This window comes from Streptomyces sp. MMG1121 (assembly GCF_001280015.1).
Classification (GTDB): Bacteria; Actinomycetota; Actinomycetes; order Streptomycetales; family Streptomycetaceae; genus Streptomyces.
In genome coordinates this window covers 32,722-57,889 of the sequence record NZ_LGDV01000196.1, presented here as the reverse complement: position 1 = coordinate 57,889, position 25,168 = coordinate 32,722, and the positions used below count along the sequence as shown (strand labels likewise).

24 protein-coding genes are annotated in these 25,168 nt (G+C 71.6%); 13 read left to right on the top strand and 11 right to left on the bottom strand.

From position 1 onward, the window contains the following. Positions 1-3: 3 nt before the first annotated feature. Together ADK64_RS23240 and ADK64_RS23235 are read right to left on the bottom strand one after the other, a co-directional pair. Entirely contained in the window at positions 4-1,143 is a 1,140-nt protein-coding gene (locus ADK64_RS23240; RefSeq protein WP_053661785.1) for a hypothetical protein, read from the bottom strand. 1 nt (position 1,144) lies between these two features. Beyond that, positions 1,145-1,741 carry a hypothetical protein gene (locus ADK64_RS23235; protein WP_053661784.1) on the bottom strand — a complete coding sequence of 199 codons (597 nt, stop codon included), beginning with the start codon at positions 1,739-1,741 and terminating at the stop codon, positions 1,145-1,147. A gap of 208 nt (positions 1,742-1,949) precedes the next feature. Between ADK64_RS23235 and ADK64_RS23230 the strand changes: the two genes are divergently transcribed. From ADK64_RS23230 to ADK64_RS23215, 4 genes are all read left to right on the top strand, one after another. Beyond that, a complete protein-coding gene (locus ADK64_RS23230; protein WP_053661783.1) occupies positions 1,950-2,462 on the top strand; it encodes a YbaK/EbsC family protein in 513 nt (170 codons plus the stop codon). Then, positions 2,459-3,304: a DMT family transporter gene (locus ADK64_RS23225; protein ID WP_053661782.1), complete on the top strand. Its 846-nt coding sequence runs from the start codon at positions 2,459-2,461 to the stop codon at positions 3,302-3,304. The genes ADK64_RS23230 and ADK64_RS23225 overlap by 4 nt, the downstream gene beginning before the upstream one ends. Positions 3,305-3,428: 124 nt before the next feature. Then, complete coding sequence (locus tag ADK64_RS23220) at positions 3,429-4,316, top strand: NAD(P)-dependent oxidoreductase (protein ID WP_053661781.1); 888 nt, start codon at positions 3,429-3,431, stop codon at positions 4,314-4,316. Between the two features lie 105 nt (positions 4,317-4,421). Further along, complete coding sequence (locus tag ADK64_RS23215) at positions 4,422-4,697, top strand: DUF1876 domain-containing protein (protein WP_053661804.1); 276 nt, start codon at positions 4,422-4,424, stop codon at positions 4,695-4,697. 223 nt (positions 4,698-4,920) lie between these two features. Here the strand turns inward: ADK64_RS23215 and ADK64_RS23210 are convergent, their stop codons facing one another. From ADK64_RS23210 to ADK64_RS23185, 6 genes are all read right to left on the bottom strand, one after another. Further along, positions 4,921-6,099 (bottom strand): serine hydrolase domain-containing protein, encoded by a 1,179-nt coding sequence (locus tag ADK64_RS23210; protein ID WP_053661803.1) that lies wholly within the window; start codon positions 6,097-6,099, stop codon positions 4,921-4,923. Positions 6,100-6,178: 79 nt separating this feature from the next. Next, the gene (locus tag ADK64_RS23205) at positions 6,179-6,625 is read right to left on the bottom strand and encodes an organic hydroperoxide resistance protein (protein WP_053661780.1); all 447 of its coding nucleotides are present in this window, start codon (positions 6,623-6,625) and stop codon (positions 6,179-6,181) included. 106 nt (positions 6,626-6,731) lie between these two features. After that, entirely contained in the window at positions 6,732-7,214 is a 483-nt protein-coding gene (locus ADK64_RS23200) for a MarR family winged helix-turn-helix transcriptional regulator (RefSeq protein WP_053661802.1), read from the bottom strand. A gap of 178 nt (positions 7,215-7,392) precedes the next feature. Further along, positions 7,393-8,166, bottom strand: coding sequence for an energy-coupling factor ABC transporter ATP-binding protein (locus ADK64_RS23195; protein ID WP_053661779.1), 774 nt, complete (start codon positions 8,164-8,166; stop codon positions 7,393-7,395). After that, a complete protein-coding gene (gene cbiQ / locus ADK64_RS23190) occupies positions 8,154-8,915 on the bottom strand; it encodes a cobalt ECF transporter T component CbiQ (RefSeq protein WP_053661778.1) in 762 nt (253 codons plus the stop codon). Before cbiQ ends, ADK64_RS23195 begins: the two co-directional genes overlap by 13 nt. A gap of 1 nt (position 8,916) precedes the next feature. Next, a complete protein-coding gene (locus ADK64_RS23185; RefSeq protein ID WP_053661777.1) occupies positions 8,917-9,969 on the bottom strand; it encodes an energy-coupling factor ABC transporter permease in 1,053 nt (350 codons plus the stop codon). A gap of 180 nt (positions 9,970-10,149) precedes the next feature. On the opposite strand from ADK64_RS23185, the gene ADK64_RS23180 reads away from it, so the two are divergent. Beyond that, positions 10,150-10,488, top strand: a complete 339-nt coding sequence (locus tag ADK64_RS23180; RefSeq protein ID WP_053661776.1) for an SsgA family sporulation/cell division regulator — start codon at positions 10,150-10,152, stop codon at positions 10,486-10,488. 27 nt (positions 10,489-10,515) lie between these two features. Here the strand turns inward: ADK64_RS23180 and ADK64_RS23175 are convergent, their stop codons facing one another. Together ADK64_RS23175 and ADK64_RS23170 are read right to left on the bottom strand one after the other, a co-directional pair. After that, positions 10,516-12,186 (bottom strand): penicillin-binding transpeptidase domain-containing protein, encoded by a 1,671-nt coding sequence (locus ADK64_RS23175; protein WP_053661775.1) that lies wholly within the window; start codon positions 12,184-12,186, stop codon positions 10,516-10,518. Positions 12,187-12,557: 371 nt separating this feature from the next. After that, positions 12,558-14,306, bottom strand: a complete 1,749-nt coding sequence (locus ADK64_RS23170) for a dolichyl-phosphate-mannose--protein mannosyltransferase (RefSeq protein ID WP_053661774.1) — start codon at positions 14,304-14,306, stop codon at positions 12,558-12,560. Positions 14,307-14,440: 134 nt separating this feature from the next. Between ADK64_RS23170 and rsmI the strand changes: the two genes are divergently transcribed. From rsmI to ADK64_RS23140, 6 genes are all read left to right on the top strand, one after another. Next, positions 14,441-15,289, top strand: coding sequence for a 16S rRNA (cytidine(1402)-2'-O)-methyltransferase (rsmI, locus tag ADK64_RS23165; protein WP_053661773.1), 849 nt, complete (start codon positions 14,441-14,443; stop codon positions 15,287-15,289). 255 nt (positions 15,290-15,544) lie between these two features. Continuing rightward, positions 15,545-15,964, top strand: coding sequence for a hypothetical protein (locus tag ADK64_RS23160; protein WP_053661772.1), 420 nt, complete (start codon positions 15,545-15,547; stop codon positions 15,962-15,964). A 56-nt stretch (positions 15,965-16,020) separates the two neighbouring features. Continuing rightward, positions 16,021-16,917 (top strand): TatD family hydrolase, encoded by an 897-nt coding sequence (locus tag ADK64_RS23155; RefSeq protein WP_053661771.1) that lies wholly within the window; start codon positions 16,021-16,023, stop codon positions 16,915-16,917. Between the two features lie 117 nt (positions 16,918-17,034). Continuing rightward, positions 17,035-18,468: a resuscitation-promoting factor gene (locus ADK64_RS23150; protein ID WP_053661770.1), complete on the top strand. Its 1,434-nt coding sequence runs from the start codon at positions 17,035-17,037 to the stop codon at positions 18,466-18,468. A gap of 79 nt (positions 18,469-18,547) precedes the next feature. Beyond that, on the top strand, positions 18,548-19,438 hold the full coding sequence (gene rsmA, locus ADK64_RS23145) for a 16S rRNA (adenine(1518)-N(6)/adenine(1519)-N(6))-dimethyltransferase RsmA (RefSeq protein ID WP_053661769.1): 891 nt from the start codon (positions 18,548-18,550) through the stop codon (positions 19,436-19,438). Then, positions 19,435-20,328: a 4-(cytidine 5'-diphospho)-2-C-methyl-D-erythritol kinase gene (locus tag ADK64_RS23140; protein ID WP_053661768.1), complete on the top strand. Its 894-nt coding sequence runs from the start codon at positions 19,435-19,437 to the stop codon at positions 20,326-20,328. Before rsmA ends, ADK64_RS23140 begins: the two co-directional genes overlap by 4 nt. 14 nt (positions 20,329-20,342) lie before the next feature. On the opposite strand, the gene ADK64_RS23135 is transcribed toward ADK64_RS23140, so the two are convergent. Beyond that, complete coding sequence (locus ADK64_RS23135; RefSeq protein WP_053661767.1) at positions 20,343-20,936, bottom strand: Uma2 family endonuclease; 594 nt, start codon at positions 20,934-20,936, stop codon at positions 20,343-20,345. Positions 20,937-21,092: 156 nt separating this feature from the next. Between ADK64_RS23135 and ADK64_RS23130 the strand changes: the two genes are divergently transcribed. Then, positions 21,093-22,898, top strand: a complete 1,806-nt coding sequence (locus ADK64_RS23130; protein WP_053661766.1) for an ABC-F family ATP-binding cassette domain-containing protein — start codon at positions 21,093-21,095, stop codon at positions 22,896-22,898. Between the two features lie 419 nt (positions 22,899-23,317). Next, positions 23,318-25,096, top strand: coding sequence for a PQQ-binding-like beta-propeller repeat protein (locus ADK64_RS23125; RefSeq protein WP_053661765.1), 1,779 nt, complete (start codon positions 23,318-23,320; stop codon positions 25,094-25,096). The last annotated feature ends 72 nt before the right edge of the window (positions 25,097-25,168 follow it).

The window sequence follows — 25,168 nt, the reverse complement described above, 5'->3', positions numbered from 1 at the left end:
GGGTTACTTCTCCTTCGCCGGAATGCGCTCGGTCCAGACGATCTGCTGGTCCTCGGACGAGAAGACGCCGTGGTCGCGGTTGGTCTTCTTGAGCCAGTCGTAGTAGCCGACGTAGTGCAGGAACGACTCGTTGCTCGTGGTGTTGTGCAGGGTGTACTCGACGACGAGGGAGCCGTCGGGGTCCTCGCCCTTGACGTTGTAGTGCAGGTTGTACGAGCCGGTGAACGCCTCGCCCAGGTGGTCCTCGTCGCCGGTGACGATCGCGGGCAGGTCGGTGGTGATGAGCTTCTTGAAGGCTCCCACCTTGCCGCCGGACGAGATCGAATAGGCCACGTCGCCCTCGGGCTGCCCCGTGGAACGCCACTGCTGCAGCGTGTCCGCCCGCAGCTTGTGCATGCTCTCGCTGGACCGGATCAGCTCGGTCATCTCGTCCCCGCTGTGGTACTCGCGGTGCCGGGGGCCGTCGCCGGTCACCCAGTCCCAGCCGAGCGAGTACGGATCGTCCGAACTGGACGCCGGATACGGGTTCTTGCCCTGCATGGCGAGATCCAGCGCGTTGTACTCGTCCTCCCCGATCCTGCCCGTGGAGTCGATGTCCGTGAACCCGGGCTTGTCGTTGAACCACGGGCCCAGGCCGATGTCCGCCATCAGGCTGAAGGCGAGGTTGCGGTCGGCCGTGACGCCGCGCTTGAGGATGTCCGCGATCTCGTGCCGTGCCGTCTCGATGTCCTTCTTGTCGTCCTTGGTGGTGTCCGCCTTGCAGACACCGCCCACGACGTCGGGGGCGAGCGTCCCGTCCGACTGGATGTAGAGGCCCTTGTCCGTGGCCCGCCGGACGGCGTCCTTGAGATCCTTCTGGGCGGACTTCAGATCGCCCACCGCGTCCTCGACGACGCGCCGCGAGGCGTCCGCCACGGACGTCGCGTGCTCCAACTGCCGCTGGATGTCGTCGATCATCTTCCAGGCGTACGGGGCCGCGGCCCCCTCCCAGTAGCCCTTGGCGCGCAGCGGGGTGAGGACTTCGTCGTGCATGCGCTTGCCGAGGCCCTTGATGGAGGTGTGGATGCCGTCCCAGCGGTCCGCCAGCTTGTCCAGGACCGTCAGATCGGCCGTCATCAGGGCCTGGTAGAAGGTGTCGGCCATGTCAGTAGTCCATCAGCGCCGAGCGGATCTGCACCTGCCGTGCCGTGTCGCCGACGGCGCAGTCGGTCTTCTTGTAGGTGCTGTCGGCCGACCGCAGGCTCTCGGCGATGTGGGTCAGCCATGCCGTGACCGTGCCGGACTGCCGCTCCCACTGCCGGTGGGCCAGCCGGATCGCACGCGCCGACTCGAACTCCGTGAGTGCCGCTACGGCCTTCAGCGCCGGCTCCTCCAGCGAGGCGGCCGGCTTGTAGAAGTCGTCGTGGATGTCGTCCACGCTGCCCGCGGCCTTGTTGAGGACGGCCGGTGCGATCTCCAGCCGTTCCCGGGACTGGCCGGACTGTCCCGGAGGCGTGAGCAGCCCGGGTATGTCCGCCGGCGGGCCGGACTGTCCCGGTGGGCGGAGGAGCCCGGGCGTGTCCGGTTGCAGCGTCGGCATGTTCAGCGGGTCTTTGGTGCTCGAGGCGGGCGGAGCCGTGTGGAGCCCCTCGAAGCCCGGGATGACGTGATGCTTCTGCAACTCGTCCGGGGTCAGCGGCAGTTTCGACTGACCCGGTTCCGGAAGTTTGTCGTCCGCCGGTACGGCTTTGCCTTCGCTCACGGTGATTCCCCGTTCCCCCGTAGGCCGGTCCGCCGCGACGGCCCGGCCGTAAACTCCTGTTCTAATACGCGTCAGGAAATCACAAAGTCGGCGGATGATCACAGTCGGAACCTGGCTCCGCCGCGCATGTCCGCTGGACCGAGCGGTGCACGAGCGGCGGCTGAAAACCCCGTGAGCACGGCCGGAACGATGCCGTAGCGTGCCGGGCATGACGACGACCGCCACTGACACCGGAGAGTCCGGAGCCCACCCCCGGTTCGCCGAAGCGATGCGTGCGCTCGGGCTGGACGACGTCCTCGCACGGGCCCGGCGGTTCCCCGAGGCCACCCGGACCGCCGCCGAGGCCGCCTCCGCGATCGGGTGCGAGCTGAGCCAGATCTGCAAGTCGCTGGTCTTCGCCGCCGACGGTGTCCCCGTGCTCGTCCTGATGGACGGCGCCTCGCGCGTGGACGTGCGGCGGGTGCGCGAGGAACTGGGCGCGGGCAAGGTCACCCGGGCCGACGCCGGCGTCGTACGCGAGACCACCGGGTACGCCATCGGCGGCGTCCCCCCCTTCGGGCACCGCACGCGCACGCGTGTCCTCGCCGACAGCTCGCTGCTCGCGCACGACGTGGTGTGGGCGGCGGCCGGCACGCCGTACACCGTCTTCCCGATCGAGCCGAAGGCGCTCGTGACCCATGCCGGCGCCGATGTGGTGGACGTGCGCGAGCGGACCGCGTGACGCCGCTCGTCACGGCCGCCGTCCTGTGTGCCGCCGTGACCCACGCCAGCTGGAACGCCATCGCGCACCGCATCACCGACAAACTCGTCGGATTCACCCTGATATCCGGGGGCGGGGTCCTGATCGGGCTCGCCATGGCGCCGTTCGTGGCGTTCCCGGCGGGGCCTGCCTGGCCGTACCTGCTGGCCTCGGCGGTCGTACACATCCTCTACTACGCCCTGCTCATGACCTCCTTCCGGCTGGGCGACTTCGGGCAGGCCTACCCCATCGCGCGCGGTACCGCTCCGCTCGTGGTCACCGTGCTGGCGGGCCTGTTCGCGCACGAGGTGCCCGGCCCCTGGGCGCTGGCCGGGATCGCCGTGTCCTGCGTCGGGCTCACCGGCGTCAGCCTGTGGGGGCTGCGCGGCAGACCGCCGCACTGGGCGGCGATCGGCGCGGCCCTCGCGACCGGGCTGACGATCGCCGCGTACACGGTGATCGACGGCCTCGGCGTACGCGCCGCGCACTCCCCGCTCGGCTACATCGCCTGGCTCATGGCCATCGAGGGCGTCGTCATCCCTGCCTGCATGTACGCACGCGCGCGTGGCGGCACCGTCCGGCTGCTCCGCCCCTACGCCGCCCTAGGACTCCTCGGCGCCGCCTTGTCCGTCGCCGCGTACGGCCTCGTCCTGTGGGCCCAGACCCGCGCCGAACTCGCCCCCGTCGCCGCCCTGCGCGAGTCCTCGATCATCGTCGGCGCCGCGATCGGCGCGGTGTTCTTCAAGGAGCGCTTCGGCACGCCGAGGATCGCGGCGGCGGGGCTGCTGGTGGTGGGGATCGGGCTGATGTTGCACGCCGGGTAGCGCCGGGTAGTGCCGGGTAGCGGACCCCGGTTCGCGCGGTGCACGCGCGTGCATGAGCCCGGCCGTGCCACGAAGATGGCCGGGGACCGTGAGGCAGCAGCCGGACGACGACAGGGAGCCCTCAATGACCGACAAGCCGACCGTCAGTGTGCTGGGCACCGGCATCATGGGGGCCGCCATGGCGCGCAACCTGTGCCGGGCCGGGCTGGACGTACGCGTCTGGAACCGGACGCGCGAGAAGGCCGAGCCGCTCACCGCCGACGGCGCCCGGGTCGCCGGCACACCCGCCGAGGCCGTCGAGGGCGCCGACGTCGTCCTGACGATGCTCTACGACGGCACCGCCGTCCTGGACACCATGCGCGAGGCCGCCCCCGCACTGCGCCCCGGCACGGTGTGGGCCCAGTGCACCACCGCCGGGATCGACCTCGTCACGGACCTGTCCGCCTTCGCCCGCGAGCACGGACTCGTCTTCTACGACGCCCCCGTCCTCGGCACCCGTCAGCCCGCCGAGGCCGGTCAGCTGACCGTGCTGGCCGCCGGGCCGCAGGAGGGGCGGGCGACGGTCACCCCCGTCTTCGACGCGGTCGGCGCGAAGACCGTGTGGACCGGCGAGGACGGCGCGGCGGGCAGCGCGAGCCGGCTGAAGCTGGTCGCCAACAGCTGGGTGCTGGCCGTCACCGCCGCGACCGGCGAGGTCCTCGCCCTCTCCCAGGCCCTCGGCGTGGATCCGCAGGGCTTCTTCGACCTCATCGAGGGCGGCCCGCTCGACATGGGTTATCTGCGGGCCAAGGCCGCGCTGGTGCTCGACGGCGCGCTGTCGCCGGCGTCGTTCGCGGTGGCCACCGCCGCGAAGGACGCCCGGCTGATCGTCCAGGCCGGCGAGCGCGTCGGCGTACGGCTCGATGTCGCCGCCGCGAGTGCCGAACGGTTCGCCCGCGCCGCCGCCCAGGGCCACGGGGACGAGGACATGGCCGCCGCGTACTTCGCCAGCTTCGAGGGGAAGGACGCCTGAGAGGGGCTGCGGGTCCGTGCGGGGCGGGGGCCGCGTCCGGCGTCGACATGACGGCCGGGGTGCCGGGGCGCACCCTGGAAGCAGCAGATTTCGGAGGTGGTCGTCATGATGCACACCACTGTCGGATGGCACATCGAGCTGGAGTTCGTGGAGGACGATCAGCACACGCGCGCGGTGGCCATGGTGCGCTTGCCCGATGGCTCGGAGGTGCGGGCGCACGGCCGGGCCAGCCGGCACACCATCGACTCCAACCAACCCCGGGTCGGCGAAGAGATCGCCGGCGCGCGTGCCCTCAACGAACTGGCCATGCACCTGCTGAACAAGGCCCACGGAGAGATCGACTCGGCGTCCGGACGAATCTCGCACCCGATCAACGTGTGACAACGCGTGGTGACGCGTGGTGACGCGTGATGGCGTGTGGCGACGCGTGAGACGGGGCGGATGGCGGGTGGTACTGGGGAGCGCGCCCAGGCGCGCGCTCCCCAGCGTGGACTTCGCACCGTGCGCATCCGGGTGCGCCCTCGGGATGCGCTCTCGGGTGGGCGGGGCGTGCGGCTGTGGGTGTGCGCCCCGTGCGGGCGTCGTGCGGCCGTGGGCGCGCGCCTTATGCGAGCGCCGTACGCAGCGCCCGTACCAGCGCCTGCGCCCTCGGGTCCGCCGTCACGCTCTTCCTGAAGCCGTTGGTGACATAGCCGAAGGAGATGCCGGTCTCCGGGTCGGCGAAGGCGAGGGCGCCGCCCCGGCCCGGGTGGCCGAAGGAGTGGGGGGAGAGCAGCGGCGATGCGCTGCCGTGGAGCATGTAGCCGCGGCCGAAGCGGGTGCCCACCACCAGGACTCGGTCCGGACCGGCCGACTGCTCGGCGCGGGCCAGTTCCGCCGTCCGCGGGGTGAACAGGCGCGTGCCGCCGTCCACTTCGCCGATCAGCGAGGCGTAGAAGCGGGCCAGCCCGTCGGCGGTGGCGATGCCGTTGGAGGCGGGCAGGGTGGCCGCGCGGTAGGCGGGGTCGTTCTCGTCGGGGAGCGGGGTGATCGCGGCGAACGCGCGCCGGGTCAGGGAGTCCGGGTCGGCGTAGGCCTCGGCCACCGCGCGCTTGGGACGGGTCTTCAGACCGCCTGCCGCCGCAGGCGCCTCGACCGGCCCGACGCGGCCCACGCGCGCGTGCTCCGATTCCGGCAGGCCGAGCCACAGATCCGCGCCGACGGGTCTCGCGATTTCGTCCGCGATCCACTCGCCGGCCGGGCGGCCGGTGATCCGCCGGATCAGCTCGCCGGTGAGCCAGCTGTAGGTCTGGGCGTGGTAGCCGTGGTCCGTGCCCGGCTCCCACACCGGCGGCTGCGCGGCGACGGCGGCGGCGCCCAGATCGGGGTCGGCGGCCTCGGCAGGGGTCAGCGGCCGGTCCAGCACGGGTATGCCCGCGCGGTGGGCGAGCAGGTGCCGCACGAGGGTGTGTTCCTTGCCGGCCGCCTTGTATTCCGGCCAGTACGTGCCGACCGGGGCGTCCAGGTCCAGCTCGCCGCGCTGGTGCAGGAGCAGGAGCGCGGCGGCGGCGACGCCCTTGGTCGCGGAGCGCACGATCTGCGCGGTCCCCGGCTCCCAGGGGGCCGAACCCGCCATGCCGACCGTGTCGTCGACGTTCTTCGCGCCGGCCCACAGGTCGACCGCCTTGTGCCCGTCGCGGTACACGGTCACCGCCGCGCCGCGTTCCCCGAGCAGCGCGAAGTTCGCGGCGAACGCCTCCCTGACCGGCTCGAAGCCCTCGGCCACAGTGCCGTTCATCTCCACGTCCACGTCCGCCGTTCCTTCCGATCGCCTGCGACAGTGCCTGCAACAACCACTGCGCGCCTGCGATTCCTCGGTGGGATCAGCCCAGCAGGATCGTTACGTCGATGTTGCCGCGCGTCGCGTTCGAGTAGGGGCAGACCTCGTGCGCCGCGTCCACCAGCTTGGCGGCGAGGTCGGCGTCCAGGACCGGCAGGGAGACGCTGAGGGCGACCGCGAGTCCGTAGCCGCGTTGCTTGTTGGGGCCGATGCCGACCTTGGCGGCCACCGTGGAGCCGGTCAGGTCGTAGCCCGCGCGGTTTCCGACCAGGATCAGCGCGTTGTGGAAGCAGGAGCTGTAACCGGCCGCGAGCAGCTGCTCCGGGTTGGTGCCGTTGCCGTCGCCGCCCAGCTCCGGAGGCATCGCGACCTTCAGCGCCAGCTGGCCATCCTGGCTGGTGACATAGCCGTCCCGGCCGCCGTGGGCGGTAGCCTCGGCGACGTACATGATCTTCGTCGGACGGGTGTCGACGGCGGTGTCTTCGGTCATGGCCGGCCTTCCCCGGAACAAGTGGCGCACAGATGCATCGTGCACAAGGTACTGGCCGGTAGGTCAGCAAGCGTCAGCAGGGTGGGCAACCGCGGACAGCGCGGGTTCAGTGCGCTCGGTGCCTGTCGGCCGCCGTGTCGGCGCGCTCGGTGAGCTGCCACAACTCCGCGCGCAACCGTGCGACCCCCTGCGTGTCGAGCCCCGTCGTGGCGAGGAGCGCGCCGGGGACGCGCGCCGCGCGCTCCCTGAGTTCCTCCGCGCGCCCGGTGCACACGACGAGCACCGAGCGCTCGTCGCCCGCCGCGCGCTCCCTGCGCACCAGACCCGCCCCCTCCAGCCGCTTCAGCAACGGCGAGATGGTCCCGTAGTCCAGCCGCAGGGCGCGCGCCAGCTCTTTCACGCTGGTCTCGCCGTGCTCCCAGAGCACCAGGAGCACGAGGTACTGGGGGTAGGTGAGCCCGAGGTCGTCCAGAAGTGGACGGTATGCGGCGGTCACGGCGCGCTGTGCGGCGTACAGCGCGAAGCACAGCTGGTCGTCCAGCAGCAGCGACCCGGCGGCCCCTTCGTCGTCTCGCTCGTCTTGAGGCATCACGCGCCCCATTCTCGCGGACGCGCCGCGCCACCCGCCGCGCACACCCCTCGCACACGTCCCAGCGCGCACCTCCACCACCTCGGCGCGCACCCCCGCCCCGCGCGCCCCGTCAGCCACACCACGGCGCGCACACTCGTCACGCGCGCCTACTTGCGCACCATGCGCCGTCCAGCCCTCACGCCCGCCCCGCCACCGCCCGAGGGTCGAACCCGAACGGCAGCTCCAGGCGGTGAGCCCGCATCAGCTCCTCGTCGGAGAGGAGGCCGGCGGTCCGGCCGTCGGCTGCGATCACGCCGTCGCTGAGGATCAGGGAGCGCGGGCAGAGTTCCAGGGCGTAGGGCAGGTCGTGGGTGACCATGAGGACCGTGACGTCCAGGGAGCGCAGGATGTCGGCGAGCTCACGGCGGGAGGCCGGGTCGAGGTTGGAAGAGGGCTCGTCCAGGACGAGGATCTCCGGCTCCATCGCGAGCACGGTGGCCACGGCGACGCGGCGGCGCTGGCCGAAGGACAGATGGTGCGGCGGGCGGTCGGCGAAGTCCTGCATGCCGACGCGCTCCAGGGCGTGCCGTACCCGGTCCTCCAGGGCCGCGCCCTTGATTCCGGCGGCGGCCGGGCCGAAGGCCACGTCCTCGCGCACGGTCGGCATGAACAGCTGGTCGTCCGGGTCCTGGAAGACGATGCCGACCTTCTGCCGGACGGCCGCCATGTGCCGCTTGCCGACCGGCAGTCCGGCCACCGTGACGGCACCCGTGCCGCCGCTCAGGATGCCGTTGAGGTGGAGCACCAGGGTGGTCTTGCCGGCGCCGTTCGGGCCAAGCAGCGCGACCCGTTCGCCGCGCGCGATGGTGAAGTCGACGCCGAACAGGGCCTGGTGGCCGTCGGGGTAGGCGAAGGCGAGGCCGGAGACCTCCAGGGAAGCGGTGCTCGAAGCGGTGGTCACAGGATCCATCCCAGTAGACAGACGACGAGGGCGGTGCTGGGGAGCGCGAGGGCGAGACGCCACTGCGCCGGGGACGCGGTCACCTCGTCGATGACCGGCATGGCACCGGCGTACCCCCGGCTCACCATGGCCAGGTGCACGCGCTCCCCGCGCTCGTAGGAGCGGATGAACAGCGCGCCGGCGGACTTGGCGAGCACGCCCCAGTGCCGCACGCCCTTCGCCTCGAAGCCGCGCGACTCGCGGGCGATGCGCATCCGGCGCATCTCGTCGGTGATGACGTCGCCGTAGCGGATCATGAAGGAGGAGATCTGCACGAGCAGCGGGGGCAGCCTCAGCCGCTGGAGCCCGAGCAGCAGTGCGCGCAGCTCGGTGGTGGCGGCCAGCAGCACGGAGACGGCGACGCCGAGCGTGCCCTTGGCGAGCACGTTCCAGGCGCCCCAGAGTCCGTTCACGCTGAGCGAGAGACCCAGGACGTGTACCCGCTCGCCCTCGGCCACGAACGGCATGAGCACCGCGAAGGCCACGAACGGCCCCTCGATCAGCAGCCGTTTGAGCAGAAAGAGGGCGGGCACGCGTACGACGTACGCGACGTACGCGAGCAGGACGGCGTACACCGCGAACGCCCATGTCGCCTCGCGCGGGGTGGACACCACGACCATCACGAACAGGAAGGCGGCCGTGAGCTTGGTGTGTGGCGGCAGGGCGTGCACGGGCGAGTGCCCGTGCCGGTACAGCCTGTGTGCGTGCCCGGCACCCACGTCAGACGCTCGTGCCGGCCGTCGAGGCGGGCGAGATCTCCGCGTCGCGGCGCCGGCGCACCGCCCAGAACACCGCGCTGCCCGCGACGACGGTGACCCCGACGCCGATCACGCCGGCGAGGCCGCCGGACAGACGGGCGTCGGAGACGTCCTTGACGCCGTAGTCGGCGAGCGGGGAGTCGGCCGAGGCGTGCTTCTCGGTCTTCGCGTCGATCCCCTGGTCGTGCGCGACCTTCTCCAGGCCGTCGGGGTTCGCGGAGGCGTAGAAGCTGACGAACCCGGCGAGGACGAGGGAGGTGACCAGCCCCGTCACCCACAGCGCGCGCCGGGAGGTGCGCGCTGCCACGGGCGCCGTGGGCGCCGGCATGTCCACCAGCGCGCCGTTCACACGCAACTGGAGCCGCTGCCGCAGGCCGCGCGCGCCGTGCACCAGGTCGGGGCGCACGGCGATCACCGCGCTCACCGTGAGCGCGGTGATGACCGCCTCGCCGACGCCGATCAGAACGTGGACGCCGATCATCGCGGTCGCGACCTTGCCGAGGGACACGTCCGTCGTGCCGCCGATCGCGTACATGAGCGTGAAGGCGACGGCGGCGGCCGGCACGGAGACCAGCGCGGCGACGAAGGACGCGACGGTCACCGAGCGACGCTTGCGGGGCAGCACGGCGAGCAGGCCGCGGAAGACGGCGTACGACACGACCGTGGTGACGATCGCCATGTCGGTGATGTTCACCCCGAGCGCGGTGAGGCCGCCGTCCGCGAACAGCACGCCCTGCATGAGCAGCACGACCGACACGCACAACACGCCTGTGTAGGGGCCGACGAGGATCGCGGCGAGCGCGCCGCCGAGCAGATGGCCGCTCGTACCGGCCGCCACGGGGAAGTTGAGCATCTGGACGGCGAAGACGAACGCCGCCACCAGACCGGCCAGCGGGGCCGTCTTCTCGTCGAGTTCGCGGCGGGCGCCGCGCAGGCTCACCGCGAGGGCGCCGGCGGCGACCACTCCGGTGACCGCGGAGGTCGGGGCGTCGATGAATCCGTCAGGTACATGCACCGTTCGATTTTAGAGGCTTGTTGCGAAGACTTTGCAAGAACCAGGCTGTCTCGAAACGGTTGTCCATCGGTCCTTGAGATTCACCGCTCCCGGGAAGCGTGAATCGGAAAATATGGCACATTGGAGAGAAAGCGGATGAATAGCTTCCGTAAAGGTGACTCAGCGTGAGAGGGCGGTCTGATGTCTGTGGTCGAACAGTACGCCCGCGCCCACATCGTCACGGACGAGGAGGACCCGGGGGCCGTACCGGTGGTCCTGCGGTACGACCCCGACACCGACCCACGGTCGGTCCGGTTCGGCCTCCCGGGCCCGCACGAGTGGACCATCTCGCGCGCGTTGCTGGAGCGGGGGCTGCGGGTACCGGCCGAGAGCGGCGCCGTACGGGTGTGGCCGTGCGGGCGCGTGCAGGCCGTGGTGGAGTTCCACTCCGCCAGTGGCGTCGAGGTCGTCCAGTTCGAGTCGAAGGCGCTGGTGCGCTTCCTGCGCCGTACGTACACGGCGGAGCCGGTACGGACCTGATCCCGCCTTTCCCCGGTTCTCGGCGGGTCAGCCGCCCATCTTCAGTAGCGCCGCCACGATCGGCCCGGCCGTGTCGCCGCCGTGACCGCCCGCCTCGACCACGCCCGCGGCGGCGAGGTCGCCGCGGTAGGCGGTGAACCAGCCGTTCGGCTTCTTCTGCCCGTCGACCTCGGCGGAGCCGGTCTTGGCGCCGACGTCACCGCTCACGCCCGCCATCGCCTTGGCCGCCGTGCCGTACGCCGCCGTGAACCGCATGACCTCCTTCAGCTGGCCCTGGGTCTTCGACGACATCGTGCGCGAGGCCTTCGCCAGTGTGCGGTTGTCCACCGAGGGCGACACCAGGTACGGCTGGTGGAAGGTGCCCGTCTCCACCGTCGACGCCACCGAGGCCATGTTCAGCGGGTTCATGCGCACCCCGCCCTGCCCGATCAGCGAGGCGCCCATCTGCGCCCCGCTCTGCACCGGCACGGAACCGTCGAACGACGGGACGCCGATGGCCCAGTTGTCCATGCCGAGGCCGTAGACCTGCTGGGCCTCGTTCGTCAGGTCGCTGTTGGACAGCTTCGGCGCGAAGTCGATGAAGGCGTTGTTGCAGGAGGCCCCGAAGCTCTGCTCGAACGTGCCCTTCTTGATCTCGGAGTTGTCGTCGTTGTGGAAGGTCCAGCCGGCGAGCTTGTACGTCTTGGGGCAGGGGTGGGAGGCGTCCGGGGTGGTGAGCTTCTTCTCGAACAGCATCGTCGACGTCACGATCTTCATCGTGGAGCCGGGCGCGAGGGAGCCCTGGAAGCCGACGTTGAAACCGTGCCCGCTGTTGGCGACCGCGAGGATCTCGCCCGTGGACGGCCGCACGACCACCACGGACGCCTTCGCCTGCTTGGCCACCTGCTGCTCGGCAGCCGCCTGGAGGGCAGGGTTCAGCGTCGTCTTCACCGTGCCCGGCGTGCCCTGGCTCAGCTCCGCCAGCGTCTTGTCGGAGAGCTGGGCCTTCTGCGAGGCCTTGCCGCGCACCACGCGCAGCTCGATGCCCGCCTTGCCGCCCGCCGTCTTGCCGTACTTCTCGCGCAGACCGTCCAACACCGTGCCCAGTGACGGGTACTTGGCGGCCGTCAGCTCGCCGCCGTCACGGTCCAGGGCCTTGACGGGCGGGGTGCCGGACTCGCCGGTGACGAGGGTGTCGCCGTCCTGCAGGTCCGGGTGGACGACGGAGGAGTGCCAGTCGACCAGCGGCCTGCCGTCGCTCGCCCGGCGCACCACGGTGAGCGAACTGCCGTACGCCAGGGGTTTGCTGAGCTTCTGGTACGACACCGTCGCCTTGACGGAGAACGGGACCTTCGCGCCCGTGGCCGCGCCGGGGGTGAGCGTGACGCCCTTGAGGCGGGCGTCCTTGGTGAAGCCGGTGAGCAGCTTGGTCGCGTCCGGCGCGTCGGTCGTGGCGGCGGCCGCCTCGCTGATCCTGCCCTGCTGCCAGGCCGTCAGAAAGCGGGCGGAGACCGCGTGGACCTCGGCGGCGCTGACCGGGCCGGTCTTGACGGCCTTGTGGTCGGCCGTGGCGGACGTGCCCTCGTCGGCCGCCGCGCCGCCGCCGGTCAGCGCGTAGACGCCGAATCCGACGCCGCCGACGACCACGGCGATCATCCCGCCGAGCACGGCGGGTCGGGTCGTATTCCGTCGCTCGGCGACGCGCCTTCTCTTGCCCACAGCCTCAGTTCCTCCGTGCCTTCCCCAGGGCCCCGCCGCCCCTTCACACTCCCCAACGACCGCCAACACCTTAAAGTCCCCGCCTTTGCGGGTGACGTCGGCCGGCATTCCGTAGCACGGTTGCGACAATCGGCCCGGTCGCGTTGACGCCGTGCCCGCCGTCCCTGGGCATCGCAGAGGGGGCCACGTCGCCCCGGCGACCGGCGGAAGCGGCAGTCGGACCGGCCGCCGCGGCCGTCGTCGGCGCGCTCTCGTAGACGAGCGGCCGGGGCTTCCCGCCGCAGGGCGCCGTCGCCGGGCGAACCGCTCTGCACGCGCGCGGTGCCGATGGCGGCACCGCCGGCTGTGTCCGGTGTCGCCGAAGCCGTGACTCAGACCCAGGTGTCCAGCCACATCCGCGACCGCCACTGGTCTATCGGGATCGCGGTGCCGGTGTAGAGCGGCCAGAAGTAGATGAAGTTCCAGACGATCAGCAGCACCAGGACGCCCGCCGCCGACGCGCCGACGACCCGGCGGGTGTCGCTCGAGCCCGGTGGGCCGATGATCGCGCCGATCATCATCGCCACCGCCAGACACAGGAACGGCACGAAGACGACCGCGTAGAAGAGGAAGATCGTCCGCTCCTGGTACATGAACCACGGCAGATAGCCGGCCGCGATCCCGCACGCGATGGCCCCGGCCCGCCAGTCGCGGCGGAACGCCCAGCGCCACAGCACGTACAGGATCGCGAAGCAGGCCGCCCACCACAGCAGCGGTGTGCCGAGCGCCAGGACCTCACGCGCGCACTTCTGGCCCGCGTTCGCCGGGCAGCCGTCGGTTCCGGGGCTCGGGGACTCGTAGAAGTACGACACCGGGCGGCCCAGCACGATCCAGCTCCACGGATTGGACTGGTAGGTGTGCGGGGACGTCAGCCCGACGTGGAACTCGTACACCTCGTGCTCGTAGTGCCACAGGCTGCGCAGCCAATCCGGCAGGAAGGCCCAGCTGCCGCCCTTGCCGTCGGTGGCCGCCCAGTTGCGGAAGTAGCCGCCCGTGCCGTCGGTCGGGGAGAGGATCCAGCCGAGCCAGGAGAGCAGGTAGACGGCGATGGCCAGCGGAACGGTCGCGACGAAGGCGAGGCCGGTGTCGTACTTGAGAGCTGCGGCATACGGGTGACGCGCACCGGCCGTCCTGCGGGCGCCGACGTCCCACAGGACCGCCATCACGCAGAACGCGGCCAGGATGTACAGGCCGTTCCACTTGGTGCCGATGGCCAGGCCCAGCATCAGCCCGGTCGCCCAACGCCAGGGACGCAGGCCCAGGCGGAGGGTGTCGCCGACGTGCGCGTCCGGACGGACCCGGCCGTCGGCTCCCACCGGCAGGGCGGCGGCCAGTCTCGCCCGTGTCCGGTCCCGGTCGATGACCAGGCAACCGAACGCGGCCACCACGAAGAACATCAGCACGCCGTCCAGCAGCGAGGTCCGGCTCATCACGAAGTGCAGGCCGTCCACCGCCATCAGCGTGCCCGCCAGGCAGCCGAGGAACGTCGAGCGGAAGATCCGGCGCCCGATCCGGCACAGCAGCAGCACGGACAGCGTGCCCAGCAGAGCGGTCATGAACCGCCAGCCGAACGGGTTGAACCCGAAGATCAGCTCGCCGAGCCCGATGACGTACTTGCCGACCGGCGGATGCACGACGTACGCCGCGTCCGTCGGGATCGCGAGGTGCCCGTGCGTCTGCAGGACCAGGTCGTTGGCGTTCTTGTCCCAGTTGACCTCGAAACCTCGGTGGACGAGCGCCCAGGCGTCCTTGGCGTAGTACGTCTCGTCGAATATCACCGCGCGCGGGCTGCCCAGGTTCCAGAACCGCATCAGGCCCGCCATCAGCGTGACCAGCAGCGGACCGCCCCAGCCGGACCAGCGCGTGATCCGCTCGGCGAGGACCGGCGGCACGCCGAGCGCCTGCCACAGCCGGGAGCCGGGCTCGGCGTACGGGGGCACCAGCCGGTCGCGTACGTCGCCCGACGGCGCGTCCTTGGCCGGTACGTACCCGAATCGGCGCAGCCGCTGCTGCCACGCCGGCCGCTCATCGTGCGGCGCCTGGCCCTGCCGGAGGTCCGTGGAGGACGCGGTACTGGTCACCGCGCCATCGTAGGGAACCGTTCTGTGCGAGTCCCGTGCATGGGCGGTACCAGTCGGAACACGGCCCTGTCCCCGGGGCGCGGGCACCGCGTACGAGTTCCCGGGATGCGGGCGGTCCCTGCGAGGATGGGGGCGTGACTGGAACCCTTGTCCTCGCAGGTACCCCCATCGGCGACACCGCGGACGCGCCGCCCCGGCTGGCCGAGGAGCTGGCCGGCGCCGACGTGGTCGCCGCCGAGGACACCCGGCGGCTGCGCCGCCTCACCCAGGCCCTCGGCGTCACCCCCAAGGGCCGCGTGGTGTCGTACTTCGAGGGCAACGAGTCCGCCCGCACGCCGGAGCTGGTCGAGGAACTGCTCGGCGGCGCGCGCGTGCTGCTCGTGACCGACGCCGGGATGCCGTCCGTCTCCGACCCGGGCTACCGCCTGGTCGCGGCCGCCGTCGAGAAGGACATCCGGGTCACCGCGGTACCCGGCCCGTCCGCCGTGCTCACCGCGCTCGCCCTGTCCGGGCTGCCCGTCGACCGGTTCTGCTTCGAGGGCTTCCTGCCGCGCAAGGCGGGGGAGCGGCTGTCCCGGCTGCGGGAGGTCGCGGACGAGCGGCGCACGCTCGTGTACTTCGAGGCCCCGCACCGGCTCGACGACACCCTCGCCGCCATGGCCGAGGTCTTCGGCGCACAGCGGCGGGCCGCCGTCTGCCGCGAGCTGACCAAGACGTACGAGGAGGTACGGCGCGGTCCGCTGGACGAGCTGGCGCGCTGGGCCGCGGAGGGGGTGCGCGGGGAGATCACCGTCGTCGTCGAGGGGGCGCCCGAGACCGGGCCCGAGGAACTCGACGCGGAGGAGCTCGTCCGGCGGGTGCGGGTGCGTGAGGAGGCCGGCGAGCGGCGCAAGGAGGCGATCGCGGCGGTCGCCGTGGAGGCGGGCCTGCCGAAGCGGGTCGTGTTCGACGCCGTGGTCGCTGCCAAGCGTGGCGGAGCGTGAGGTTCCCCACCTTCCTCCGGACTGCCGGATACCCCCTCTGAGCAGGGCTGTTCTCGGGTGAGCAGATCGGCCATGGGAGGGCAAAAGGCTGTCGCCGATGGCAAAGGGAAGTGGGGGCGGACAGGGGCCATTCGGCAAGGAAGGCTCAAATCGCTTCCAACACTCGACAGCCCTGCTGCATCCGCGCTGGTGAAGGCGTCCACTGGTCGAAGGGACGCACAACCGTCCCTCGTCCAGCGGACCAGAGGAGCTGGCATGAGCGAGATCGCAGGGCAGACCGGCCTCCGTGGCACACCCACAGCCGTCGTTCACGAGTCGTATTCGTTCGCCTGCATGCGCTGCGGGCACGGCTGGGAGCAGTCGTACGAGATAGAGCACCACACGGATGCCGAGGGGCACGAGTTCGTGCTGTACGTGGCGGACGGCAGGGTCGTGCCGTCGCCGCTGAGCAAGCCCAACTGCCACAACTGCGACGGCCACGTCGTGCGGATCATGCGCGCGGGGCAGGTCTCCTCGGTACGCGGCGCCGGACAGGGGCAGCACAGCGTGCCGCAGGCGGGCCCGGTCGAGTCGCCGGAGGTGCCCGCGGTGGCCCCCGTGGCCGCGGTGCCCAAGGAGCCGCACCACTGGCATCTGTCCGATCTGCTGCACCCGTTCCAGCGCAAGGCCGGCTGAGCGGAACAAGCGGATCGCCGGCGGGCGACGGCACGCCCCTTTCGTAGGATCGGGGCATGCCTTCGAACGCCGGCCAGAAGTCCAAGGACGACAAGAACACCGCACCGCCGCTTCCGGCACCCCTCGAGGTGCCCGTCGCCGACTCGCACACCCACCTCGACATGCAGTCGGGCACGGTCGAGGAGGGGCTCGCGAAGGCCGCGTCGGTGGGGGTGACGACCGTCGTCCAGGTCGGCTGCGACATCAAGGGCTCGCGCTGGGCCGCCGAGACCGCGGCCGCGCACGACAGCGTCCACGCCACCGTCGCCCTGCACCCCAACGAGGCCCCGCGGATCGTCCACGGCGACCCCGACGGCTGGTCGCGGCAGGGCGCCCGCACACCGGGCGGTGACGCGGCGCTGGATGCGGCCCTCGCCGAGATCGACCGGCTGGCCGCACTGCCCCAGGTGAAGGGCGTCGGTGAGACGGGCCTGGACCACTTCCGCACCGGCCCCGAGGGCAAGGCGGCCCAGGAACGGTCCTTCCGCGCCCACATCGAGATCGCCAAGCGGCACGGCAAGGCGCTCGTCATCCACGACCGCGACGCCCACGCCGACGTCCTGCGCGTGCTGAAGGAGGAGGGCGCACCCGAGCGCACCGTCTTCCACTGCTACTCCGGCGACGCCGAGATGGCCGGCATCTGCGCCCGCGAGGGCTACTTCATGTCCTTCGCCGGCAACGTCACCTTCAAGAACGCCCAGAACCTGCGGGACGCGCTCGCCGTCGCCCCCCTGGAACTGGTCCTCGTGGAGACCGACGCGCCCTTCCTGACCCCGGCGCCGTACCGGGGCCGGCCCAACGCGCCCTATCTGATCCCGGTCACGGTGCGTGCGATGGCCGCCGTGCGCGGCATCGACGAGGACACGCTGGCGACCGCCCTGGGCGCCAACACCGCCTGCGCCTTCGGCTACTGAGCACGCACGCGCGTACGGGCACCGTGGGTAGTCGCGTCGCTTTGGAGAGTGACGGTCGCTCCGCTAGGTTCTGGGGGCCCGATCCGGACCCCTCTGGCACCTCTGGAGCGTGTCGGCGTGAGCAAGTCGCAGTACGAGACGTTCGAGACGCACGAGCCGTACGGCCCTGACGTCTCGGTGGAGCCGTACGGCCGTGACATGTCCGTGCACAGCGCGGACACCCTGCCGTACGGGCTGTACGAGGACACCTACCGGCCCGCCTACGAGGCGCAGGCGTACTTCGTCGCCGATCCGGTGCTGCCCCGGCAGGGCGGAGGCGGGGGCGGCGGCGTGGGCGGCGGCACAGGCGTCGCGCAGGCCGGGAGCGCGCCGGAAGAAGAGGCGTGCGATGCCGAGATGCCCGCCGGAGTGAGCGGGCGTGCCGCGCGCCGGCGCAGGGCGCGTGGCGCCGAGCGCCCGGAATCCACCGTGCGCCGTCTGCTGCCGCAGGCGCTGGTCGTGGCCTTCCTGGCTGGCGGCACCACCGCGTTCATCGCCAACGACAAGGCGATCGAGCTGACCGTCGAAGGCAAGCAACGCACCCTGCACACCTTCGCCGACGACGTGCGCGAGCTGCTCGCCGAGGAGGGCGTACACGCGGGGGCGCACGACATGATCGTGCCCGCCCCCGGGACGGCGCTCGCCAGCGGTGACACCGTCGCCGTGCGCTACGGGCGCCCCGTCCGGCTCACGCTGGACGGGGAACGGCGCGAGGTGTGGACGACGGCGCACACGGTGGAAGGCGCGCTGGACGAGCTGGGGGTGCGCGCCGAGGGCGCGTACCTGTCAGCCTCGCGCTCCCAGCCCATCGGACGCGCCGGGCTCGCGCTCGACGTACGCACCGAGCGCGCCGTCACGATCATGGCGGACGGCCGGCCCCGCACCATCCGCACCAACGCAGCCACTGTCGGCGAGGCGATCGCGGAGGCCGGGATCATCCTGCACGGCCAGGACATCACCTCCGTCCCGCCGGCCAGCTTCCCGCGCGACGGACAGACGGTCACCGTGCTGCGGGTCAGCGGCGCCCGGGAGGTCCGCGAGGAGCAGATCCCGTTCGACGTGCAGCGGACCGAGGACCCCACCCTCTTCAAGGGCACCGAGGTCGTCGTCCAGCCCGGCCGGCCCGGACTGCGACGCGACACCTACCTGCTGCGCACCGTCAACGGGGTCAAGGAGAAACCGCGCCGGGAGACCTCCGAGGTGGTGCGCAAGCCACGCCCCCAGATCGTGAAGGTGGGCACCAAGCCGCGGCCGACCTCCGTGGCCGGCGCCGACGGTCTGAACTGGCACGGCCTCGCCGCCTGCGAGTCCGGCGGCCGTCCGGACGCGGTCGACCCCTCGGGGATGTACGGCGGGCTCTACCAGTTCGACACGCACACATGGCACAGCCTCGGCGGCAACGGACGCCCCCAGGAGGCATCGGCCGAGGAACAGACGTTCCGCGCGAAGAAGCTGTACGTGCGACGCGGGGCGACACCCTGGCCGCACTGCGGGGCGCGGCTGCACGGGTGAGCGCCGGGCGGGGGTGGTGTACGGGGTCGCGTACAGCCGGTGGTGGAGGGGGCTTCGTACCGCCCCGTACCCTTGTCCCGTGAGCAGCCCCTCCCCCGACGCCCTTCTCGGTCCCGCCGACATCCGCGAGCTGGCGGCCGCGCTCGGTGTCCGTCCCACCAAGCAGCGCGGCCAGAACTTCGTGATCGACGCCAACACGGTCCGCCGTATCGTCCGCACCGCCGGGGTCCGCGCCGACGACGTGGTCGTCGAGGTCGGCCCGGGGCTCGGGTCCCTCACGCTGGCGCTGCTGGAGGCCGCCGACCGGGTCACCGCCGTCGAGATCGACGACGTCCTGGCCGCCGCGCTGCCCGCGACCGTCGCCGCGCGCATGCCGGAGCGCGCCGACCGGTTCGCGCTGGTCCACTCCGACGCGATGCACGTCACCGAGCTGCCCGGCCCGGCGCCGACGGCCCTGGTGGCGAACCTGCCGTACAACGTCGCCGTCCCTGTGCTGCTGCACATGCTCGACACGTTCCCGGGCATCGAGCGCACGCTCGTCATGGTGCAGGCCGAGGTCGCCGACCGGCTGGCCGCCGCGCCCGGCTCCAAGGTGTACGGCGTGCCGTCCGTGAAGGCGAACTGGTACGCCGAGGTGAAGCGGGCCGGGGCCATCGGCCGCAACGTCTTCTGGCCCGCGCCCAACGTCGACAGCGGGCTGGTCTCGCTGGTCCGCCGGACCGAGCCGATCAAGACCACGGCCTCCAAGAAGGAGGTCTTCGCGGTCGTCGACGCGGCCTTCGCGCAGCGCCGCAAGACCCTGCGGGCGGCGCTCGCCGGCTGGGCCGGGTCCGCCGCCGCCGCCGAGGCCGCCCTGGTCGCGGCCGGGGTCTCGCCGCAGGCGCGCGGGGAGTCGCTGACGGTGGAGGAGTTCGCGCGGATCGCCGAACACAAGGACGCGTTCACCGAGCACGAGGAGAGCGGTCAGTGAGCGTCACGGTACGGGTGCCGGCCAAGGTCAACGTCCAGCTCGCGGTCGGCGCCGCGCGCCCCGACGGATTCCACGACCTCGCCAACGTCTTCCTCGCCGTCGGCCTGTACGACGAGGTCACCGTCACCCCGGCGGACGAGCTGCGCGTCACCTGCGCCGGCCCGGACGCCGACCAGGTCCCCCTGGACCGCACCAACCTCGCCGCGCGCGCCGCGATCGCGCTCGCCGCGCGCCGGGGCATCGAGCCGGCCGTGCACATCCACATCGCCAAGGACATCCCGGTCGCCGGCGGCATGGCGGGCGGCAGCGCGGACGGCGCGGGCGCGCTGCTCGCCTGCAACACGCTGTGGGGCACGGGTGCTTCGCGGGCCGAACTCCTCGCCATCTGCGCCGAGTTGGGCAGCGATGTGCCGTTCAGCCTGGTGGGGGGTGCGGCACTCGGGGTCGGGCGTGGAGAGCGGCTGACCGCCCTGGAGGTGGGCGGCACCTTCCACTGGGTGTTCGCGATGGCCGAGCGGGGGCTGTCCACTCCGGCCGTCTTCCGGGAGTTCGACCGGCTGGCGCAGGGGCGGGAGATTCCCGAGCCGGTGGCCTCGGCGGAGCTGCTGGAGGCGCTGGCGAAGGGTGACGTGGAAGCGCTCGCGGCGGCCGTGTCGAACGATCTTCAGCCTGCGGCCCTGTCCCTGTTCCCGGAGCTGGCGGACACGCTGGAGGCGGGGCGCGGGGCGGGTGCGCTCACGGCGCTGGTCTCCGGATCGGGGCCGACCACGGCCTTCCTCGCGCGTGACGCCGAGTCGGCGGAGAAGGTGGCTGCGGCGCTGCGGGCGTCCGCCACCTGCCGCACCGTACGGACGGCGGCGGGACCCGTGCCGGGGGCGACGCTCCTCTAGGGCGCCAGAGGACGTCAGAGGGCGTCGATGGCGGTCAGGTCGATGTCGATGTCGTGGGGGACACTGGCCTTGACGTGGTCGTGGTGGATGCCGGTCAGCGCGTACGTGCCGGTGGCCTCGCCGCGTTCGTACACCTGGACCACAGGGTGGTCGTCCTGGCCCCCCATCTCGACCAGCCAGAAGTGAGGGATCCCGGCCGCCGCGTACTTGTGCGGCTTGGAGTCACGGTCGCGGGCCTCGGAATCCGGCGAGACGACCTCGATCGCGAGCAGGACGTCGGCCGCCTTGAAGTGCGTCTGACGCCGGTCGGTGACGGCTTCGGCGCGCACCACGGAGATGTCCGGTTCGGGGCCGTTGCGCTTGTCGAGGACGACGGTCATCTCGCGCGCGACCTTCAGGTCGGACGGCAGCGTGCGGCGCAGGCCACTGACCAGCAGATCGATAGTGGCGAAGTGGAAGTAGCGCTGCGGACTCACGAAAACCAGGCTCCCGTCGATCAGCTCGGTGTGCGGCGGGAGATCCGGCAGCGTGAACAGGTCGTCCACGGTGTATCCGTCCTGGGGCGGCACCGGCCACTGCACCCGGGGCTTCACGGACTCGGCGGTCATGGTTCCTCCCATGGACGGGATCCTGCTGCCTGCCTCCACGGTAGCGGCCGCTTCCCGATCACGTCATCACAAAGAGTGACAACACCCTCGCGCCCCGCCCCCACCCCCACAGGCCCTAGGCTTGAAGGCTGACCGACCCCCGCGCACAGGAGTGAAATGGCCGTCAACCTGGTCAATGTCGAGAACGTCAGCAAGGTGTACGGCACACGTGCCCTGCTGGACGGCGTCTCGCTCGGTGTGTCGGAAGGGGACCGGATCGGCGTCGTCGGGCGCAACGGCGACGGCAAGACCACCCTCGTCCGGATGCTCGCCAAGCTGGAGGAGGCCGACAGCGGGCGCGTCACGCAGTCCGGCGGGCTGCGGCTCGGCGTGCTCACCCAGCACGACTCCCTCGACCCCGCCGCCACCGTCCGGCACGAGGTCATCGGCGATATGGCCGACCACGAGTGGGCCGGAAACGCCAAGGTCAGGGATGTGCTGACCGGTCTGTTCGGCGGGCTCGACCTGCCGGGGTTCCCCAAGGGGCTCGACACCGTCATCGGACCGCTGTCCGGTGGCGAGCGGCGCCGGATCGCGCTCGCCAAGCTGCTCATCGAGGAACAGGACCTGATCGTCCTCGACGAGCCCACCAACCACCTCGACGTCGAGGGCATCGCCTGGCTCGCGACGCACCTGCGCAGCCGGCGCTCGGCCCTCGTCTGTGTGACGCACGACCGGTGGTTCCTCGACCAGGTCTGCACGCGCATGTGGGACGTGCAGCGCGGCGACGTCTACGAGTACGAGGGCGGCTACTCCGACTACGTCTTCGCGCGCGCGGAGCGCGAGCGGATCGCCGCCACCGAGGAGGCCAAGCGGCAGAACCTGATCCGCAAGGAGCTGGCCTGGCTGCGGCGCGGCGCCCCCGCGCGTACGTCCAAGCCGCGCTTCAGGGTCGAGGCCGCCAACGAGCTGATCGCGGACGTCCCGCCGCCCCGCGACAGCTCGGAGCTGATGAAGTTCGCCTCCTCGCGGCTCGGCAGGACCGTCTTCGACCTGGAGGACATCACCGTCCAGGCCGGGCCGAAGGTGCTGCTCGAGCACGTCACCTGGCAGCTCGGTCCGGGCGACCGGATCGGCCTCGTCGGCGTCAACGGCGCCGGCAAGACCTCGCTGCTGCGGGCCATGGCCGAAGCGGCGCGCACGGAGGGCGAGGCGCAGCCGGCCGCCGGGCGCATCGCCGTCGGCAAGACGGTCAAGCTCGCCTACCTCTCCCAGGAGGTCGCCGAACTCGACCCCGCCCTGCGGGTCCTGGAGGCCGTCCAGCGGGTCCGCGAGCGCGTCGACCTCGGCAAGGGGCGCGAGATGACCGCCGGGCAGCTGTGCGAGACGTTCGGCTTCAACAAGGAGAAGCAGTGGACGCCGGTGGGCGACCTCTCCGGCGGTGAGCGCCGCCGGCTCCAGCTGCTGCGCCTGCTCATGGACGAGCCCAACGTCCTCTTCCTGGACGAGCCCACCAACGACCTCGACATCGAGACGCTCACCCAGCTGGAGGACGTCCTCGACGGCTGGCCCGGCTCGATGATCGTCATCTCCCACGACCGGTTCTTCGTGGAGCGCACGACGGACCGGGTGTTCGCCCTCCTCGGCGACGGCACCCTGCGGATGCTGCCGCGCGGTATCGACGAGTACCTGGAGCGGCGCCGGCGCATGGAGGAGGCGGTCGCCGCGCAGACCGCCGTGGCGCCCAAGCCGGTCACCGCCGAGAAGAGCGCCGCCGGCCAGCGCGTCGCCAAGAAGGAACTCCAGAAGATCGAGCGCCAGTTGGACAAGATCTCCGAGAAGGAGTCCAAGCTGCACGCCCAGATCGCCGAGAACGCCACCGAGTTCGCGAAGGTCGCCGACCTGGACGCGCAGCTGCGCGACCTCGCCGGGGAGCGCGAGGAACTGGAAATGCGCTGGCTGGAGCTGGCGGAGGACGCGTAGCGGGTCAGCGCGGAGACGGGTCAGCGCGGAGACGGGTCCGGGCGCGCGCACGCGTGCGCGGAGGCGTGCGCGTCGCCAAGTGCGGCGCGCACAACCAACCTTCGCGCCCCCACCCCCTCCTCGCGGTATGAACCAGCCACCACGCGCCCCCTCATCACCAGCGCGTCGCCGCGGGGCGCCCCCGCCCCGGACCGGCGCGCGGTGCTGGTGCGTGCGCTGCGTGAAGGGGGCGTGAAGGCGCGTAACGGCGGCATCACGGGCCGGTTCTCCCTTGGGAACAGGGGCGGATCCGAGCCCGTGCGCTGTCAGGGGCGGGTGATAGAAAGGGCCGTCTGAGAACTTTCTGAAGTAACGACCCAGGGTCCGTCAAGAACCTCAGGGCGTGGCTAAAAATCAGTGAACGAGGGGGAAGAGCGCTGATGACTCAGCCGCCCAACCAGCCGCCGCACGGCGGTTTCGGAGCGCCGCAGGACCAGCCACCGCAGGGCGGTTTCGGCCCGCCGAGCGCCCCGCAGAACCCTCCGGGTGCCCCGGGCGTGCCTCCCACACCTCCGCCGCCGGCCCAGCCGCCCGCGGCCCCGCCGCAGCCGCCCGCCGCACCGCAGCCCGGTTACGGCTACCCCCAGCAGCCGGGCCCGTACGGCGCCCCGGCCGCGCCCGGCACCCCCGGCCCCTACGGCTACCCGCAGCAGCCGCAGCAGCCGGGCCCCTACGGGGCGGCGCCCCAGCCCGGCTACGGCTATCCGCAGCAACAGCCGCCGTACCCGGGTGCGCCCGCCACCGGCCCTGCCAAGAAGAGGACGGCGCTGATCATCGGTGCCGCGGTGGCCGCGCTGCTCGTCATCGGCGGCACCGTGTACGCGGTCACCAGCGGTGGCGACGGCGGCAAGAAGAAGCCCGTCGCCCAGCAGAGCGACGACCCCAAGCACTCCGCCTCCGCCTCGCCGAGCGCGGCCGGCGGCGGTGACGACCCGGAGAACCTCAACGCGGGCCGCAAGGCCGGCGAGGCGAAGGTGCTCTGGTACCAGTCGGCGCCGGACGCGCCCGGCTCCGGTGCCGACGCGCCCGGTATGTGGGTCACCGGCAAGGCGGTGGTGAAGGCGGCCTACAAGCAGGTCTTCGCCTACGGCGTCGGCGACGGCAAGCCCGCCTGGGCACCGATCACCTTCCCGCAGAAGATCTGCGCGGTCACCTCGCAGAAGTCGGCCGACGACAAGGTCGTCGTGGCGTACATGAACGGCACCAGCAACAGCGCCAAGTGCAACCAGCTCCAGCAGATCGACCTCGCCACCGGCCAGAAGGGCTGGAGCGGCCAGGTCGCCGACGGCGGGCTGTTCGACAGCGCGCTCACCGTCGAGCTGACCGTGAGCGGCAAGACGCTGATGGTGGCCCGTTCGGAGTCGGGCACGGCGTACGACATCGACAGCGGCAAGAAGCTCTACGACAAGCAGAAGTACGGTTCGGCCTGCTTCCCGGCCGCGTACGCGGGCAGTGCGAGCCGGCTGATCCAGGTGGCCTCCTGCGGCGCCGGCGGGAACAACGAGCACGACGAGATCCAGGAGCTCGACCCGGCCACCGGCAAGGTCAAGTGGACCCAGGCGGTCAAGAAGGGCTGGCAGGTCTCCCGTACGTTCTCCGTCGACCCGCTGGTGGTCTACCTGACCAACCAGGACAAGAAGGCCTGGAACATCTCCACCTTCACCCAGGACGGCAAGTTCCGTTCGCAGGTCAAGGTCGACGAGAAGTTCGCCCCCGGCTGCGGCTGGGCGATCCTCGAACGCGATCTCCAGGGCTGTCAGGGCGTCGTCGCGGACGCCGGCACGCTGTACCTGCCGACGGACACCACCGGCAGCGCCAACGAGATCGTCGCGATCAGCCTCGCCGACGGCAAGGCGAAGTGGCGGGCCAAGTCCCCGGCGGACGAGCCGATGTACCCGATGAAGGAGGAGGGCGGCAAGCTCATCGCGTATGTGCAGCCGTCGTACGACACGGGCGGCCAGGTGGTCTCGATCCCGGTCACCGGCTCCTCCCACGCGACCACCAAGCTGCTGCAGAACCCGTCGGGCACGGCGCAGATCGAGGACACCTTCTTCGAAGGGGTCGTCGACTGGGAAGACGGGCGGTTCTTCATCTCCTCCGGCCGGCTGTCCGGCAACGACCAGACGAAGGAGAAGCTGATCATGGCATTCGGCAACTGAGCCGCCGCCTGCGCCTTCTTCTTCGCTCGTCCCCCGTCCTTGTGCCGTCCGGCCCTCCGAGCCTCACCGAGG

What these genes read in the sequence shown, in the direction of transcription:
- ADK64_RS23130 (WP_053661766.1), top strand. Translation starts at nt 21,093, where the DNA reads ATGGCCGTCAACCTGGTCAATGTCGAGAACGTCAGCAAGGTGTACGGC.
- ADK64_RS23205 (WP_053661780.1), bottom strand. Translation starts at nt 6,625, where the DNA reads ATGACCGAAGACACCGCCGTCGACACCCGTCCGACGAAGATCATGTAC.
- ADK64_RS23125 (WP_053661765.1), top strand. Translation starts at nt 23,318, where the DNA reads ATGACTCAGCCGCCCAACCAGCCGCCGCACGGCGGTTTCGGAGCGCCG.
- ADK64_RS23230 (WP_053661783.1), top strand. Translation starts at nt 1,950, where the DNA reads ATGACGACGACCGCCACTGACACCGGAGAGTCCGGAGCCCACCCCCGG.
- ADK64_RS23215 (WP_053661804.1), top strand. Translation starts at nt 4,422, where the DNA reads ATGATGCACACCACTGTCGGATGGCACATCGAGCTGGAGTTCGTGGAG.
- ADK64_RS23180 (WP_053661776.1), top strand. Translation starts at nt 10,150, where the DNA reads ATGTCTGTGGTCGAACAGTACGCCCGCGCCCACATCGTCACGGACGAG.
- ADK64_RS23220 (WP_053661781.1), top strand. Translation starts at nt 3,429, where the DNA reads ATGACCGACAAGCCGACCGTCAGTGTGCTGGGCACCGGCATCATGGGG.
- ADK64_RS23135 (WP_053661767.1), bottom strand. Translation starts at nt 20,936, where the DNA reads ATGACCGCCGAGTCCGTGAAGCCCCGGGTGCAGTGGCCGGTGCCGCCC.
- ADK64_RS23200 (WP_053661802.1), bottom strand. Translation starts at nt 7,214, where the DNA reads ATGCCTCAAGACGAGCGAGACGACGAAGGGGCCGCCGGGTCGCTGCTG.
- ADK64_RS23240 (WP_053661785.1), bottom strand. Translation starts at nt 1,143, where the DNA reads ATGGCCGACACCTTCTACCAGGCCCTGATGACGGCCGATCTGACGGTC.
- ADK64_RS23160 (WP_053661772.1), top strand. Translation starts at nt 15,545, where the DNA reads ATGAGCGAGATCGCAGGGCAGACCGGCCTCCGTGGCACACCCACAGCC.
- ADK64_RS23155 (WP_053661771.1), top strand. Translation starts at nt 16,021, where the DNA reads ATGCCTTCGAACGCCGGCCAGAAGTCCAAGGACGACAAGAACACCGCA.
- ADK64_RS23195 (WP_053661779.1), bottom strand. Translation starts at nt 8,166, where the DNA reads ATGGATCCTGTGACCACCGCTTCGAGCACCGCTTCCCTGGAGGTCTCC.